General features: G+C 69.7%; 16 protein-coding genes and 3 tRNA genes. 15 read left to right on the top strand and 4 right to left on the bottom strand.

All coding sequences use genetic code 11. The annotated features are described in order from the left end of the window. The first annotated feature begins 2 nt into the window (after nucleotides 1-2). The 6 genes from C4B68_RS16475 to C4B68_RS16450 all read left to right on the top strand — a co-directional run bounded on the left by C4B68_RS16475 (nucleotide 3) and on the right by C4B68_RS16450 (nucleotide 6,451). Nucleotides 3-1,580, top strand: a complete 1,578-nt coding sequence (locus C4B68_RS16475) for an NADH-quinone oxidoreductase subunit M (RefSeq protein WP_099500590.1) — start codon at nucleotides 3-5, stop codon at nucleotides 1,578-1,580. Beyond that, nucleotides 1,577-3,076 carry an NADH-quinone oxidoreductase subunit N gene (locus C4B68_RS16470; protein WP_099500591.1) on the top strand — a complete coding sequence of 500 codons (1,500 nt, stop codon included), beginning with the start codon at nucleotides 1,577-1,579 and terminating at the stop codon, nucleotides 3,074-3,076. The genes C4B68_RS16475 and C4B68_RS16470 overlap by 4 nt, the downstream gene beginning before the upstream one ends. Before the next feature lie 259 nt (nucleotides 3,077-3,335). Further along, nucleotides 3,336-4,199, top strand: a complete 864-nt coding sequence (gene htpX, locus C4B68_RS16465) for a zinc metalloprotease HtpX (RefSeq protein WP_099500592.1) — start codon at nucleotides 3,336-3,338, stop codon at nucleotides 4,197-4,199. After that, nucleotides 4,196-4,588, top strand: coding sequence for a YccF domain-containing protein (locus C4B68_RS16460; RefSeq protein WP_099500593.1), 393 nt, complete (start codon nucleotides 4,196-4,198; stop codon nucleotides 4,586-4,588). Before htpX ends, C4B68_RS16460 begins: the two co-directional genes overlap by 4 nt. Before the next feature lie 14 nt (nucleotides 4,589-4,602). Then, complete coding sequence (locus C4B68_RS16455) at nucleotides 4,603-5,769, top strand: barstar family protein (protein ID WP_099500594.1); 1,167 nt, start codon at nucleotides 4,603-4,605, stop codon at nucleotides 5,767-5,769. 115 nt (nucleotides 5,770-5,884) lie between these two features. Further along, entirely contained in the window at nucleotides 5,885-6,451 is a 567-nt protein-coding gene (locus C4B68_RS16450) for an SMI1/KNR4 family protein (protein WP_099500595.1), read from the top strand. 207 nt (nucleotides 6,452-6,658) lie between these two features. Here the strand turns inward: C4B68_RS16450 and C4B68_RS16445 are convergent, their stop codons facing one another. Then, nucleotides 6,659-7,903, bottom strand: a complete 1,245-nt coding sequence (locus C4B68_RS16445) for an APC family permease (RefSeq protein WP_099500596.1) — start codon at nucleotides 7,901-7,903, stop codon at nucleotides 6,659-6,661. A gap of 192 nt (nucleotides 7,904-8,095) precedes the next feature. On the opposite strand from C4B68_RS16445, the gene C4B68_RS16440 reads away from it, so the two are divergent. Beyond that, nucleotides 8,096-8,362, top strand: a complete 267-nt coding sequence (locus C4B68_RS16440) for a GlsB/YeaQ/YmgE family stress response membrane protein (RefSeq protein ID WP_099500597.1) — start codon at nucleotides 8,096-8,098, stop codon at nucleotides 8,360-8,362. Between the two features lie 164 nt (nucleotides 8,363-8,526). Here the strand turns inward: C4B68_RS16440 and C4B68_RS16435 are convergent, their stop codons facing one another. Further along, nucleotides 8,527-9,015 carry a YajQ family cyclic di-GMP-binding protein gene (locus tag C4B68_RS16435; protein ID WP_099500598.1) on the bottom strand — a complete coding sequence of 163 codons (489 nt, stop codon included), beginning with the start codon at nucleotides 9,013-9,015 and terminating at the stop codon, nucleotides 8,527-8,529. Nucleotides 9,016-9,215: 200 nt separating this feature from the next. On the opposite strand from C4B68_RS16435, the gene C4B68_RS16430 reads away from it, so the two are divergent. Together C4B68_RS16430 and C4B68_RS16425 are read left to right on the top strand one after the other, a co-directional pair. Beyond that, nucleotides 9,216-9,297 (top strand) — tRNA-Tyr (locus C4B68_RS16430). 237 nt (nucleotides 9,298-9,534) lie between these two features. Continuing rightward, the gene (locus C4B68_RS16425) at nucleotides 9,535-9,747 is read left to right on the top strand and encodes a hypothetical protein (protein ID WP_099500599.1); all 213 of its coding nucleotides are present in this window, start codon (nucleotides 9,535-9,537) and stop codon (nucleotides 9,745-9,747) included. A gap of 80 nt (nucleotides 9,748-9,827) precedes the next feature. Here C4B68_RS16425 and C4B68_RS16420 read toward each other — a convergent pair whose 3' ends face one another. After that, nucleotides 9,828-10,484 carry an SDR family oxidoreductase gene (locus C4B68_RS16420; RefSeq protein WP_099500600.1) on the bottom strand — a complete coding sequence of 219 codons (657 nt, stop codon included), beginning with the start codon at nucleotides 10,482-10,484 and terminating at the stop codon, nucleotides 9,828-9,830. Between the two features lie 86 nt (nucleotides 10,485-10,570). Here C4B68_RS16420 and C4B68_RS16415 point away from each other — a divergent pair, with 86 nt between their 5' ends. After that, complete coding sequence (locus tag C4B68_RS16415) at nucleotides 10,571-11,671, top strand: hypothetical protein (protein ID WP_240634378.1); 1,101 nt, start codon at nucleotides 10,571-10,573, stop codon at nucleotides 11,669-11,671. 99 nt (nucleotides 11,672-11,770) lie between these two features. Here C4B68_RS16415 and C4B68_RS16410 read toward each other — a convergent pair whose 3' ends face one another. Then, the gene (locus C4B68_RS16410; RefSeq protein WP_099500601.1) at nucleotides 11,771-13,021 is read right to left on the bottom strand and encodes an amidohydrolase family protein; all 1,251 of its coding nucleotides are present in this window, start codon (nucleotides 13,019-13,021) and stop codon (nucleotides 11,771-11,773) included. 324 nt (nucleotides 13,022-13,345) lie between these two features. Here C4B68_RS16410 and C4B68_RS16405 point away from each other — a divergent pair. The 5 genes from C4B68_RS16405 to C4B68_RS16385 all read left to right on the top strand — a co-directional run bounded on the left by C4B68_RS16405 (nucleotide 13,346) and on the right by C4B68_RS16385 (nucleotide 14,842). After that, nucleotides 13,346-13,418: transfer RNA gene (locus tag C4B68_RS16405), tRNA-Thr, on the top strand. A 46-nt stretch (nucleotides 13,419-13,464) separates the two neighbouring features. Further along, nucleotides 13,465-13,537: transfer RNA gene (locus tag C4B68_RS16400), tRNA-Met, on the top strand. An 88-nt stretch (nucleotides 13,538-13,625) separates the two neighbouring features. Beyond that, on the top strand, nucleotides 13,626-13,790 hold the full coding sequence (rpmG, locus tag C4B68_RS16395; RefSeq protein ID WP_004571794.1) for a 50S ribosomal protein L33: 165 nt from the start codon (nucleotides 13,626-13,628) through the stop codon (nucleotides 13,788-13,790). Nucleotides 13,791-13,959: 169 nt separating this feature from the next. After that, a complete protein-coding gene (locus C4B68_RS16390) occupies nucleotides 13,960-14,412 on the top strand; it encodes a MaoC family dehydratase N-terminal domain-containing protein (RefSeq protein WP_099500602.1) in 453 nt (150 codons plus the stop codon). A 1-nt stretch (nucleotide 14,413) separates the two neighbouring features. After that, the gene (locus C4B68_RS16385; RefSeq protein WP_099500603.1) at nucleotides 14,414-14,842 is read left to right on the top strand and encodes a MaoC family dehydratase; all 429 of its coding nucleotides are present in this window, start codon (nucleotides 14,414-14,416) and stop codon (nucleotides 14,840-14,842) included. The last annotated feature ends 7 nt before the right edge of the window (nucleotides 14,843-14,849 follow it).

Below are 14,849 nucleotides of genomic sequence, written 5' to 3'. Positions count from 1 at the left end.
GCGTGATCGATATCAGTGAATCCGTGATGCAGATCCTTCTCGCGTTCATCGTCGTCGGCCCGCTCATCGGGGCCGCCGCGGCTCTCCTGCCCGCCCCGCCCGGGCTGAAGGGGAAGTCGCCGGAGCAGGCCGTACTGCGGCACGGCGTGATCGTCACCGGGGCGGTGCTCATCGCCGCGATCGTCCTCGCGCTCGGCTTCGACCACGACCACCCGTCGAAGATGCAGGCCACGACGGACATCAGCTGGATCCCCGCACTCGACGTGCGGATCCACCTCGGCATCGACGGCATTTCCCTCCCCCTTCTGGTCCTGACCGCGCTGCTGACCTTCCTCTGCGCGCTGTACTCCTACTTCAAGATGCCTGCGGGCCCGACCCCGAAGGCCTTCGTCGCCCTGCTGCTCGTCCTCGAGTCCGGCACCCTCGCGACCTTCGCCGTCCTCGACCTGCTGCTGTTCTTCCTTGCGTTCGAGATGGTGCTCATCCCGATGTACTTCCTCATCGCCCGGTGGGGCGGTGCGGAACGCCAGGCCGCGGCCTGGAAGTTCATCCTTTATACGCTGCTCGGTTCGGTCGTCATGCTGTTGGGCCTGCTCCTGATCGGAATCAACGCGGGCACATTCGACATGGTGGCACTCGCCACTGACAACGGCCGGTCGCTGACCACATCCGTGCAGGTCATCGCCGTTTTGGCGATCGGAATCGGGCTCGCGGTCAAGACGCCGATGTGGCCGCTGCACAGCTGGCTGCCGGATGCCCACACCGCCGCGCCCACCGTCGGCTCGGTCCTGCTGGCCGGCGTGCTGCTGAAGATGGGTACGTACGGGTTCGTCCGGATTCTGCTGCCGATCACACCCGAGGGGATGCGGACCTTCGCGCCGTACCTCGCGGCCTTCGCCGTGGTCGGCATCATCTACGGATCCCTGGCCTGCCTCGCCCTCGCCAAGCAGGGGGCGAAGGGCGACCTCAAGCGCCTCATCGCCTACTCCTCCGTCGGCCACATGGGCTTCGTCCTGCTCGGCATCGCGACCATGACCCCGACCGGCGTGAACGGCGCCCTGTTCGCCAACATCGCCCACGGCCTCATCACCGGCCTCCTCTTCTTCCTCGTCGGCGCGCTGAAGGACCGCACGGGCACGACCGACCTCGACGCCCTCGCCGACAAGACCGGCGCCGCGCTCTACGGCAAGGCCCCGCGTTTCGGCGGCCTGCTCGCCTTCGGCGCGGTCGCCTCGCTCGGGCTGCCGGGCCTCGCCGGGTTCTGGGGCGAGATGCTGGCGCTGTTCGGCGCGTTCGAGCCCGCCCACGACCTCAGCCGCCCCGCATATCTGACGTTCATGGCGATCGCGGCCTTCGGCACGCTGCTCACCGCCGCGTACATGCTCGTTGTCGTACGCCGCGTCTGCATGGGCGCCACCCCGCAGCAGGGGAGCCCGAAGCTCGCCGACGTCCAGGGCTACGAGTTCGCGGCCTGGACGCCGCTCGTCGTCCTCACCGTCGTCGCCGGACTGTGGCCCAAGGCCCTCCTCAGCCTGACCGACCCGGCCGTACAGCAGCTCCTCGCAGGAGGCACCCGATGAGCTCCCTGGTCCAGTCCGTCGACTGGCTCGCGATCGCGCCGCCCACCCTCGCCGCTGTCGTCGGACTCGTCGTCCTTGTCTCCGACCTCTTCATCGGCGACGAGAAGAAGGCGGTGCTCGGCTGGGTGTCGGTGGCTGGCCTCGCTGCGTCCACGTTGTTGCTGCTGCCCCTCCTGGACGGCGACCGCGCCACCTTCTGTCTGACCGGCGACGCCGACGTCTGCAGCTACACCGCGGACCGGTTCACGCTCGTGATCCAGTTCCTGGTCCTGGGCGGCGCCCTCCTGGCGGCCCTGCTCTCGGTCACCGCCCTGAAAGACGCCAACAAGGAACTCCCCGAAGGGGAGTTCTGGTTCCTGCTGCTCTCCTCGGCCGCGGGCGCCGCCCTGCTGCCCGCCTCCCGCGATCTCGCGACCCTCATCGTCGCCCTGGAGGTCGCCTCGCTGCCCGCCTTCGCGCTCGTCGGCATCAGGCGTGGCGACAAGAAGTCCTCGGAAGCGGCACTGAAGTTCTTCCTGTCCTCCGTCACCGCGACTGCCGTGAGCCTGATGGGCGTCAGCTTCGTCTACGGCGCGACCGGCACCCTCTACCTCACCCAGATCGCGGACAAGATCCAGCAGGTCGACGGACAGTTCCACACGCTCGCCCAGGCAGGCGTCGTCCTCACCCTCGTCGGCTTCGCCTTCAAGACGGCCGCCGTGCCCTTCCACTTCTGGGTGCCCGACACCTACGTAGGGGCGCCTTTGCCTGTCGCCGCCTACTTGTCGGTCATCGGCAAGGCGGTCGGCTTCTCCGGCCTGATCCTCGTCACCGTCGTCGCCCTCCCCTCGTACGCGGACGTCTGGGGCCCGGCACTCGCCGCGCTGGCCGCCCTCACCATGACCGTGGGCAACGCCGGTGCCCTGCGGCAGCAGGCCACGCGCGCGTACAGCGCGGTACGGCTGCTCGCCTGGTCCTCCGTCGGCCAGGCCGGCTACCTGCTGGTGCCGATCGCGGCCGCCGGCTACACCAAGGACGCCGAGAAGGCCATCGGCTCCACCGTGGCGTACGCCCTGATGTACGGCGTGGTGAACCTCGGCGCCTTCGCCGTGGCCGCGCTCGTCGCCCGCAGGAGCCCCCTGAACCGCATCAGCGACTACCGGGGCCTGTACGCCGCCAGCCCCCTGTCGGCGCTGGTCCTCGGTTTCTTCCTGCTCTGCCTCGCGGGCCTGCCGCCGGGCATCATCGGCCTCTTCGCCAAGGTCACCGTTTTCTCGGCGGCCGTCGACGCAGGGCTCGGCTGGCTGGCCGTGGTCATGGCCGTCAACGTCGTGATCGCGCTCTTCTACTACCTCCAGTGGACGACGCTGCTTTTCCGCGCCCCCGAAGGCGAGCCGGGGGAGCACCGAGTCCCCGCCCCGCTCACGGCGGCGATCGCCCTGACAGCCGTCCTGGGCATCGCCCTCTCCGGGGCACCCCAGCTGGTGCTGCGCTTCTCGGCGACCGGCCTCTTCTGACATCCACATGGGCACGCCCCCGCCATCCACATGTGCACGCCCCCGCCATCCGCTGGGGGCACGCCCCCGCCATCCGCGAGGGCACGCGCGTGTGGCCGCCGTCCGCCATCACCCGGACGGCCCACGCGCGCCGCTGTGCGCACAAGGGAACTAGTGCTCCCCGTCTGGCGTTGACCAGTGCGGGAGGGTCCACTGAAGCGTGGAAGCAGAGCCTCAGCAAGCAAAGGGTTCCCCTGCCGCACCACTTGGAGGGCGTACCGTGCACCGCCGGCACAACGGGCTAAGGACCGCCGTACTCCTCGGGGGACTGTCCGCACTTATCATCATCATCGGCAGTTTCTTCGGGCGTACGGGCCTCGTCGTCGCACTGTTCATCGCGATCGGGACGAACGCGTACGCGTACTGGAACAGCGACAAGCTGGCTCTACGCGCGATGCGCGCGCGCCCGGTGAGTGAATTCGAGGCCCCGGCCCTGTACCGCATGGTCCGCGAGCTCTCCACCCAGGCCCGCCAGCCCATGCCCCGCCTGTACATCTCCCCGACCGAGGCGCCGAACGCCTTCGCTACGGGCCGCAACCCACGCAACGCCGCCGTGTGCTGCACTGACGGCATCCTGCGCCTGCTGAACGAACGCGAGCTGCGCGGCGTCATCGGCCACGAGCTCAGCCATGTCTACAATCGGGACATCCTGATCTCCTCGGTCGCCGGAGCCCTCGCCTCCGTGATCATGTTTCTGGTCAATTTCGCCTGGCTGATCCCGGTCGGCCGCTCGAACGACGACGACGGCCCCGGCATCCTCGGCATGTTGCTGATCATGATCCTGGGCCCGCTCGCCGCAACCATCATCCAGCTCGCCATCAGCCGCTCCCGGGAGTACGAGGCGGACGCGTCCGGCGCCCAGCTCACCGGTGACCCCCTCGCCCTCGCCAACGCGCTGCGCAAGCTCGACGCGGGCACCAAGCAGCTGCCGCTGCCCCCGGAGCCACGCATCGAGACCGCAAGCCACATGATGATCGCGAACCCCTTCCGCCCGGGACGGGGAATGTCGAAGATGTTCTCTACGCATCCGCCCATGGCGGAGCGCATCGCCCGGCTCGAGCAGATGGCAGGCCGTCAGCAATGAAGACAATTCTGAACGTCATCTGGCTCGTCCTGAGCGGCTTCTGGCTGTTCCTCGGGTACCTGCTCGCTGGCGTGCTGCTGTGCGTCACGATCATCGGCATCCCGTTCGGCATCGCCGCCTTCCGCATCGGTATCTTCGCCCTGTGGCCGTTCGGCTATACGACGGTGGAGCGCCGCGACGCGGGCGCCCCGTCCTGCATCGGCAACGTCCTGTGGCTGGTCCTCGCGGGCTGGTGGCTCACCCTCGCTCACATCGTCACGGGTATCGCCCTGTGCGTCACGATCATCGGGATCCCGTTCGGCATCGCCAACTTCAAGCTCATCCCGGTTTCGCTGCTTCCTCTGGGGCGCGAAATCGTGCGCACGGACCAGCCGTTCGCGTCGCGCTAGCGGATGGCACGGGGGTGGGGCCGCCGAGGTACGTTCTCCTTTCGTACGACGCCGAGGCCGAGTTCAACGGCGAGGACGGGTACGAGGAGACCTGGGCCACGTGCGCGGACACCGAGAACCTCTTCGGCGATCCGCCACGTCCCGCGCGCGGGAGGTACGAACTGCTCGGATGCGCGGTGGAGGGCGAGTTGAGTACGGCCCTCGCACGCGCGCGTGCCGAGGGTTCGGCGCCGCTCGGCTCCTTCGCCCTGGAGACCCTCGACAAGAAGGGCGAGCGTGTCGATTGGTGGCCATGGCACCTGGAGGACGTACGGATCCTCGGTGACCGCCCGTGCGCGCGCGACCTGTCACTTCGCGACATCACCGTCGAGGCGTCTGAGTCCGAGGACAACGGGTCCGACTACCCGCAGTGCCCGCCGCTCTCTCCGGGATACCGACTGCTCAGCGCAGAGGAAGCCCCATGGGGCACCTGCAGGGACTTGGCGCACGTCCGACACGCACCACAACCCGAACCGACGGAACCCCCGGTGCGGCTGCTCGGCTGCTCCCCCAGCGGAGCCCTCCAGGTGGCCCTGAACGCGGGCGAGGAAGTGCTGGGGCACGCGAAGGTGCTCCGCCTCGACGCGCACGGCCGCACCGTCCAGCCGGCCGTCGAGGGCGAACTCACCGCGTGGATCCCCTCCGCACGCGGAACGGGCCTGATCGACCTCACCCTCGAACCCTGGTCGGAGCGCCCGCCGACCGGGGCCGCCGAGGTCTGGGACCTGTGGTGGAAGGGGCGCCCGTCCGTGCCCAACCTCTGGGCGCGCTGCGGTCCCGAAGGCCGTGAGTTCTGGCTCAGTACCGCCCTGGAGAATCGCCTGCACGGCAGACCCGACGATCCCTCCGGCGCCGTCTACCACCTCGACGGCCGCCATATCACCGACGAGCGTGGCTTCTTCTGCGCGTCCGGTGAAGCGGTGAACGGTCCCGGCGGGTATTTTGGCTGTGGTCTGGATGCCCTCAACGACTGCCTGCGCGGTCGCTGGGGTGCCGAGCCACCGTTCACACTCGTCTGGCACGACGCGGACCTTGCCCGCACCTGCCTCGGCGTCACGCCGCACGCCGGCTACCGCCCGCTGACCTTCGAAGAACTGCTCGGCTTTCTCGCCGAAAGGCGCGTCGACGTCCGTCTCGCCTGAGGGCGGTCCAGCTGACGTACGCGCCGGACTCGGGGTTTCCCAGCCGACGTCCGTCTCGTTCTTGGGGTTATCCACAGGCCGCCCGATTGTCAGTGGCGCGCGGCATCATGAGCCCATGACCGAAATCGAGCAGTTGCTGGTACGGGTGGCCGCAGAGGCCCGCAACACCCGCCCGTGGGGCTGGCCTTCGCTCCCGGAGCCCGTGGACGCCGCCGCGCTCACCCGAGCGGAGGCCGCTCTGGGCTTCGCCCTGCCCCGACTGCTGGCCGCGCTCTACGTGCGGATAGGGGACGGGGGATTCGGTCCGGAATACGGCCTGCTGCCCCTGCTCGACGGCCCTCCGTCAGGAGAGCCGGCGGTCGTTCCGCAGTACCTCTCCAACCGCGAGGGCGGCCGCAAGGACCCCGACTGGCCCTGGCCCGAGGGCGTCCTGCCGATATCCCACTGGGGCTGCGGAATGTACGCGTGCGTGGACTGCCGCAGCCCCGAGGGCACGGTCCTGCTCTTCGAGCCGAACGCCGACGACGCCGACCACGCCTGGTATGTGGACGCACCCGACCTCGCGACCTGGCTGCACGCCTGGCTCGACGGCACGGGCTGGTACGAGGAGTCCAACGAGGGCATGGACATGGCTCCTTGGCCCGACTTCCGCATACGCACGGCTGCGGCACAGGCCTCCTAGCCCACAGCCCTGCCGCGGAGTCCGCGTCCGACCTACAGAGCCCGCGTCCGACCGCAGGAAGTCCGCGGCCGAGCGGGCACGGAGCCCGCGGCCGAGCGGGCACGAAGCCCGCGTCCGACCGTACGGAGCCCGCCGCCGACTGCCCTGCCGCGGAGTCCCTGGCGGTTCGCCCTTCAACGGAGTCGACGTGCCCCGCCCCGTCGTCGGCTACCGCGCAGCCAGCCGCCGTCGTACGCCGTACGCCGCCGCACCCACCGCCAGCACAGCCGCGCCCACGACCACGGAAACCACCGGCAGCGCGAACGCCAGCGTCAGGCACCCGACGAGTCCGAGCACGGGCACTGCCCGCGATGCCGGAGCCGAACTAAGCGTCCAGGCGGACGCGTTGGCCACCGCGTAGTACGCCAATACACCGAAGGAGGAGAAGCCGATAGCGCCCCGCACATCCACTGTCGCGGCCAGCGCGGCAACCACCGCGCCCACGGCCAGCTCCGCCCGGTGCGGCACCTGGAAGCGCGGATGTACGGCGGCCAGGGCGCCCGGTAGATGACGGTCACGGGCCATGGCCAGCGTGGTCCGCGAGACGCCCAGGATCAGGGCGAGGAGCGAGCCGAGCGCAGCCACGGCGGCGCCCACCCGCACCACCGGCACCAGCCCCGGCACACCGGCCGCCCGCACCGCGTCGGCCAGCGGTGCCGAGGCATGCCCGAGCCCACCCGACCCGAGCACGGAAAGGACGGCCACCGCCACCGCCGCGTACACCACGAGCGCGATGCCCAGGGCCAGGGGGATCGCGCGCGGGATGGTGCGCGCCGGATCCCGTACCTCCTCACCGAGCGTCGCGATCCGTGCGTACCCGGCGAACGCGAAGAACATCAGCCCCGCCGCCTGGAGCACACCGCCCGCGCCGGCTGAGATCCCGATGTCCAGCCGCCCGGTGTCGGAGGTGTCCGAGGCGAGGCACACGACCGCCACGGAAGCGAGGACCGCCAGGACCACCGCCACGATCGCCCGCGTCAGCCAGGCTGACTTCTGTACGCCGCCGTAGTTCACCGCGGTCAGGGCCACCACAGCCGCGACCGCCACCGCGTGCGCCTGCTCCGGCCAGACGTACGCGCCCACGGTGAGCGCCATCGCCGCACAGGAGGCCGTCTTGCCGACGACGAACGACCAGCCCGCCAAGTACCCCCAGAAGTCGCCCAGCCGCTCGCGCCCGTAGACGTACGTGCCGCCCGAGGCGGGATACAGGGCGGCCAGGCGCGCCGAGGAGATCGCATTGCAGTAGGCGACCACGGCGGCGACCGCGAGTCCGAGCAGCAGCCCGGACCCGGCCGCCCGCGCCGCGGGGCCCAGGGCCGCGAAGATTCCGGCACCGATCATCGAGCCGAGCCCGATGATCACGGCGTCCCCGACGCCCAGGGTGCGCCGCAATTCGGAACCGGACTGTGTCATGTCCCGCACCCTACTGATCAGTGCAACCGACAGACATCGCGATGACGTCCTGTTCATCAACACGGCACCAACACACGCGCAACCCGCGGCGCAGGCACTGCAAGCGCAGACGCAAGCAGAGTGGTCAGGGGTCGGCCGGAAAACACAGCGCCGGGACAGTGTGGGCACAGCGCGGAAGGGCAGATTCGGGGCATGGGCATCATCGGCTGGATCATGCTGGGGCTGTTGGCCGGCGCCATCGCCAAATTTCTCCTGCCGGGACGCGACCCGGGCGGCTTCATCGGGACGACCGTCATCGGCATAGCGGGCGCGTTCATAGGCGGCTGGATATCGGCCCGCTGGCTGGACCACCCCATCACCAAGCAGTTCTACGACGGCGCGACCTGGGCGGCGGCGATCGGCGGTTCGCTCGTCCTGCTGGTCATCTACCGCATCCTGTTCGGCGACTCGCGCCGCTGAGCGCGCACCCCCGAAACCGCGGCCAGCAGGCGAGAAGGGTGGGCACCGCGGTGCCCACCCTTCTTCGTACGCGAACCTTCGTACGCGCATCGTGGTGCGCGCAACGAACCGACCGCTGAAGCCGGTTGACGAAGCGTTGCCGGCGGTTGGCCCCACCGCACGTTCTACCGGTAGTTCACGAACTGCAGCGCGAAGTCGAAGTCCTTGCCCTTGAGCAGCGCCTGGACGGCCTGCAGGTCGTCACGGCTCTTCGAGCTGACGCGCAGCTCGTCGCCCTGCACCTGCGCCTTGACGCCCTTGGGGCCCTCGTCGCGAATGATCTTCGCCACCTTCTTCGCGTTCTCCTGGGAGATGCCCTCCTCGATCGACGCGAAGATCTTGTACTCCTTGCCGGAGAGCTGGGGCTCACCGGCGTCCAGCGCCTTCAGCGAGATGCCGCGCTTGACCAGCTTGGTCTCGAACACATCGAGGACGGCCTTCACCCGCTCCTCGGAGTTCGCTTCCATGAGGATCTTCTCGCCGGACCAGGAGATGGAGGCGCCGACGTTCTTGAAGTCGTAGCGCTGCGAGATCTCCTTGGCGGCCTGGTTGAGGGCGTTGTCGACCTCCTGCCGCTCGACCTTCGAGACGATGTCGAAACTGGAGTCGGCCATGTCCTGTGGCTCCTTGTATCGGGGTGCGTAGGGGCGGCCGTCGAGCCCGGCGTAGGTCCCGGCCGCATCCGCATAAGCCTAGCCACCCGCTCCGATCCAGGCGCCGATCAATGGGGTGGCGAAGCACCCCTGGGCATCGGGTATCGTTTACGTCGTTGCCAGCGAGCACCGCGGAAAGCGGGGTTCAGGGCAGCAACCCCGGCGGTGTGCCCGAGCGGCCAAAGGGAGCAGACTGTAAATCTGCCGGCTCAGCCTTCCCAGGTTCGAATCCTGGCGCCGCCACGCTGAGAGAGACCCCCTCCGAACTGCGGAAACGCAGGGCAGAGGGGGTCTTTTCGTGTTCGGGGGCGATCTTTCGAGCGGGGTCGAAGAAGCACCTCCGCGCACGAAGCCACCGACCCCACAAAGCGTTGCTCCGGGGCAGCCCGGGCGGCGTGACGACGATACGGTCCTGGGGCGCGGGGCGCCTATTCCGCGGGGCGGACTCATTCCGCGGGGCACACTGATTCCATGTCTCCCGTGTCATCGCGCCGCAGGAACTGCCCGGAGTGCCGTCGGGAGATCGCCGTGGTCGCCGGACGGTTCGCCCGGCATGACCCGCCGGGTGCGCGGGGGAGCGGGGAGCTGGTCTCGTGTCCCGGGTCGCGCAGGCTGGCGCAGCTCGGGGCGGTGCAGCCCGCGCTGGACGGGTACGCCGTTCCGGAGTTTCCTGGGCAACTTCCGCTGTTCTGACCGGCCGGATACAGCACGTGCCCGTCGGCCGGAAGCCGACGGGCACGTGCCGTGTCCGAAGCCCCCGCCCCTGACCCGCCTCAGTTCCCCGCCACCGACTTGACCGCCACCGAGATCGGTATCGAGCCGCTGATCAACTCTAGGGTCAGGCCGGCCGTCGCCGGGGTGTCCACCAGTTCCGCGAGAACGGCCGCGACGTCGTCGCGCGGAATCGTGCCGCGCCCGGTGGAGGCCTCCAGGCGTACGAGGCCGGTGCCGGCGTCATCGAGCAGGCTGCCGGGGCGAAGGATGGTCCAGTCCAGGCCCGTACGACCGCGTACGTACTCGTCGGCCTCGCCCTTGGCGCGCAGATACGCGTCGAAGACGTCGTCGCCCGGGTGCGCCGGGTCCGCGCCTATCGAGGAAACGACCACGTGACGGCGCACGCCGGCGCGCTCCGCCGCGTCCGCGAACAGGATCGCGGCACCCTTGTCCACCGTCTCCTTGCGGGCCGCCCCGCTGCCCGGGCCCGCGCCCGCCGCGAAGACGGCCGCGTCCGCACCCTGCAGATGCGCGGCGACCTCCTCCACCGACGCCGACTCCAGGTCGCACAGGACGGGCTCCGCCCCCGCCGCCCGCAGATCGTCGCCCTGTTCCGCGCGGCGGATGATCCCCGCTACCTCGTCACCGCGCGCGGCGAGCAGCCGCTCCAGCCGCAGCGCGATCTGACCATGTCCTCCAGCGATGACAATGCGCATGTTTCCGACCGTACGCCCGGATGGACGCGTCCGCCCGCACAACCCTGTGGGCAACTCAAGAGTCACATGGGTGATCAAGCGAGCACATGTACGAGGGAACGAGGGGATGTCGCGCGGAGCCGCGTGGCGTCGTAGAGGAGCGCATCATCACCGCCATACGCAAGACCGTCACCGCGGCCGGCTGCGCCGCCGTCGTCCTCGCCACGGCGGCCGCCTGCGGCACCGTCCAGAACCTCACCGCCGGGCAGAAGGTGGACCACGCCGTCGACCGCCTCGGCGAACAGAAGTCGCTCTCCTTCCAGTTGGACCTCGACGCCGACTCCGACGCGATCACCGAGCTCGCGGGCGACTCCGGCTCCGACGACGCCCTTCCTCCGGAGTTCGCGAAGTTCATCAGCGGGCTGCGCGTCGACGTCTCCGTCAAGTCCAAGAAGGCGCTGTCGGATTCGGGCGAGAAGGACCTCATCGGTACGAGCGTCAAGATCGCGGGGGCCGACGGCGTCCTGGTCGAGTACCGGGTCGTCGGCGACTTCACGTACTACCGCGCCGACATGAAGGCCGTCGGCGAGGCGATGGGCTTCCCCATGCCCACCCCCGAGGAGATCCCGGACAGCGAAAAGGAGTTCCGGAAGGTCCTCGAGGGCGAGTGGGTGAAGGTCGACACCAGCGAGCTGGCCGAGGCCACCCAGATGTCCGAGGAGTCCGCCAAGGGCTCGGACAGCGCCGACGAGATCGACGCCAAGACCCAGCAGAAGATCATCAAGGCCGTACGCGGTGTCATCGCGCACGAAGTCACCTTCAGCGCCAAGGGCAGCAGCGACGGCACCGAACACGTCGTCGCCAAGGGCAACTTCCGCGACCTGATCAGGGGAGTCTTCGACAAGCTCCGGCCGCTGGAGGGCGACCTTCCGCCCGGTACGGACCTTCCCTCGGACAAGGACCTGAAGGAAGCTCCGAACAAGAACGTCGCGGTCGACTTCACACTGAAGAACGGCGACCTGACCCAGGTCAAGATCGACCTCGCCGTCCTCGCCGAAGACCCGAAGGCCGCCAAGCTGCCGCTGGTCCTGAAGTTCTCCAAGGCCGGCGACGTCAGCGCGCCGGCCGGGGCCACGGAGATCCCCGTGGACAAGGTGCCCTCGGGCAGCCCGTTCGGCGACGGCCTGTTGGGCGGCGGCGCGCTCTAGGCTCCTGGGCTCCAGGGGGCGAGCGCTGAAAACGGGGCACGCGCGCGTGGACGTACGAGAACAGCCACGCGCGCGTGATGACCTTTACGGCATGCGCCGTTACGACGGCTCCCCCCGCCCCTGCCGAGGCAGGTCCAACTCCGCCGCAGCCGCAGAGTTGCAGTACTCCCGCACCGCGCTGGTCCGCGCCACCACGCACCCCCGGTGCACCACCAGCCGGCTGTACGCCAACGACAGCGCCCCGGCGAGCCGGTCCCCGCGTACGGCGAGCAACTCGGCCGGAAATCCCGCCTCCAAGCGCACCTCGGGCAGCCCGAGGGCGGCCCGGGCGGCACAACTCACGGCGCCATAGGCGTCCTCCGGCCGCAGCCCGTAGCGCGAGGCCAGCAGATACGCGGCCTCCAGCGGGTCCCCTCGCCCCACCGGATTCGATACGTCACGGAGGGCGCCGCTGCCCGCCGCGACCGTTACCCCGGCCGCCCGCAACAGCCGTACGGGAGCGGTCCCGTGCCGTTCCACGGCGCCGCAGCCGCCCTGTGGCAGGCACACCACGGTCACCCCCGCCGCGGCGAGCTGGTCGGCCGCCCGGGAGGCCGTCTCGGCGGGCAGCCGGCTGAGCCCGCCGCACGGGCCGAGGGTCACCCCGTGACGCAGCCCGCCGGCCACCGCCGCGAGCCGGGCGAGCCGGGCGGGGTCGGCTCCGTCGGTGTGCAGGTCGATGGGGCAGCCGTGCTCGGAAGCGAGTTCCAGGATCGCCTCCACGTACCCCGTCGGATCGGGGTCGGCGTCCGGGCAGCCGCCCACTACGGAGGCGCCCATCTTCACGGCGTCCCGCAGCATCGCGAGTCCGTCGGCCCCCGCCACCCCGGTCAGGACCCGGGGCATCGCCACCGCCGTCAGATCTACGAGCCCGCGCAGCGACCGGCGCGCCTGGAGCACCGCCGCCAGCGCGTCGAGCCCTTGTACGTCGCCGACGCGTACATGCGAGCGCAGCGCCGTCGCCCCGTGCCCGAGTTGCAGCAGCGCGGCCTCGGTGGCCCGGCGCTGCACCTCCTGGGCGTCGTACGCGAGAGGGCCGGCGTCGTCGGCCGTCAGGGCCGTGTCGCTGTGCGCGTGCGGCTCGGCCGGAGCCGGCAGGAGGAGGTAGCCGTTGAGGTCCACCTTCGCGGCGAGGGCCCGGGAGGTGCCCGCCGCCAAGCTCCCGGCGGTGCCGACCGCCTCGATGCGCCCGCCGCCCAGCCGTACGTCCACGGTCCGGCCGTCGGCGAGCCGCGCCCCGCACAGCAGGAGCGTGGCCGCGTCGGTCTGTCCGGACGGGGAGTGGGGCCGCTGCGGGTAGCTGTCGGGCATCGCGCTCCTGGGGCTCGGGGGCGGCTGCGGGAGGGGCGACTGCGGAGAGTGGGGACCCAAGATCACGCAGCGTGAGTCGAGCCTAGGGCGGCGATCCGTCCGCGTCGGGGAGGAGCGCAATAGTCGTACCGGTGTGGTCCGTAGCCGTACCGGTGTGGTCCGTGGCCGCCGTACCGAGGGGGTGATGCGTGGTCGCCCCAGGTTCTTGAGTGGCGCGTGAGCGGCTGCGGGAACGCCTGGGGAACGGCGGGGAACAGGCCGGGGCGGGTGCCGCGAAACGGATTTGGGCGATCGGCGGCCGACCGTGTAATGTCTTCATCGCTCGCCCCAATAGCTCAGTCGGCAGAGCGTCTCCATGGTAAGGAGAAGGTCTACGGTTCGATTCCGTATTGGGGCTCTGGTGTGAGAGGTTCCCGCCGCAAGGCGGGGCCCGATCGCATCACAGCGGTGTAGCTCAGTCGGTAGAGCAAGCGGCTCATAATCGCTGTGTCACCGGTTCAAGTCCGGTCACCGCTACTGACAGTAGCCGATTGTGGGGTCGGTCCTTCGATCGGCTACTCTTCTATGCATTAATCGTCCCATCCGTTCGTCAAGGAGCACTCCTGTGGCTGCCACCGACGTCCGCCCGAAGATCACGCTGGCCTGCGTGGAGTGCAAGGAGCGGAACTACATCACCAAGAAGAACCGGCGTAACGACCCGGACCGACTGGAGATGAAGAAGCACTGCCCGCGTTGCAACGCGCACACCGCGCACCGCGAGACGCGATAAATCAGGCTCGTACACGAGGCCGTCCCCTTCCCGGGGGGCGGCCTCGCGTCGTTGTCGAGCTCGCGCGTCGTTGTAGAGCTAAAGAGAGCGAAGACAGCCGGTCCAGCCGTCACAGCCGGTCCGGCTGTGACGTCCAGTCCAGCGAAGACAACCAGGAGGTGCCGAGCCCATGGCGCTCGACCAGTCCTTCGTGGGGCGGTCCTACCCGCCCACCGACCCCTATGAGGTCGGCCGGGAAAAGATCCGCGAGTTCGCGGAGGCCGTGGGGGACCCCAACCCCGCGTACACGGACCCGGAGGCCGCCAAGGCGCTCGGCCACCCCGATGTGATCGCCCCGCCGACCTTCGTGTTCGCGATCACCTTCAAGGCCGCCGGTCAGGTCATCCAGGACCCGCAACTGGGTCTCGACTACAGCCGCGTGGTGCATGGCGACCAGAAGTTCGCCTACACCCGCCCGGTGCGCGCGGGCGACCGGCTCACGGTCACCTCGACCATCGAGTCGATCAGGTCCATGGCGGGCAACGACATCCTGGACATCCGTGGCGAGGTTCACGACGAGGCGGGCGAGCATGTCGTGACGTCCGTCACCAAGCTCGTGGCGCGCGCGGTGGAGGAGGGCTGACATGACGGCGAAGATCTCTTACGCGGACGTCGAGGTCGGCACCGAGCTGCCGGCCCAGACGTTCACCGTGACCCGTGCCACGCTCGTGCAGTACGCGGGCGCCTCCGGGGACTTCAACCCGATCCACTGGAACGAGAAATTCGCCGTCGAGGTCGGTCTGCCCGACGTCATCGCGCACGGCATGTTCACCATGGCCGAGGCGATCCGCGTCGTCACCGACTGGGCCGGCGATCCGGCCGCGGTGGTCGAGTACGGCGTCCGTTTCACCAAGCCCGTCGTCGTCCCGAACGCCGAGAAGGGCGCGACCATCGAGGTCAGCGCCAAGGTCGCCGCCAAGCTCGACGACAACACCGTCCGCGTCGACCTCACGGCGACGAGCGAGGGACAGAAGGTACTGGGGATGTCGCGGGCGGTCGTACGGCTGGCCTGAGCGCGGT

It is taken from the genome of Streptomyces dengpaensis (genome assembly GCF_002946835.1).
Classification (GTDB): Bacteria; Actinomycetota; Actinomycetes; order Streptomycetales; family Streptomycetaceae; genus Streptomyces; species Streptomyces dengpaensis.
The sequence above is the reverse complement of the archived record's forward strand: the minus strand, read 5'-3'. Positions and strand labels throughout refer to the sequence as shown.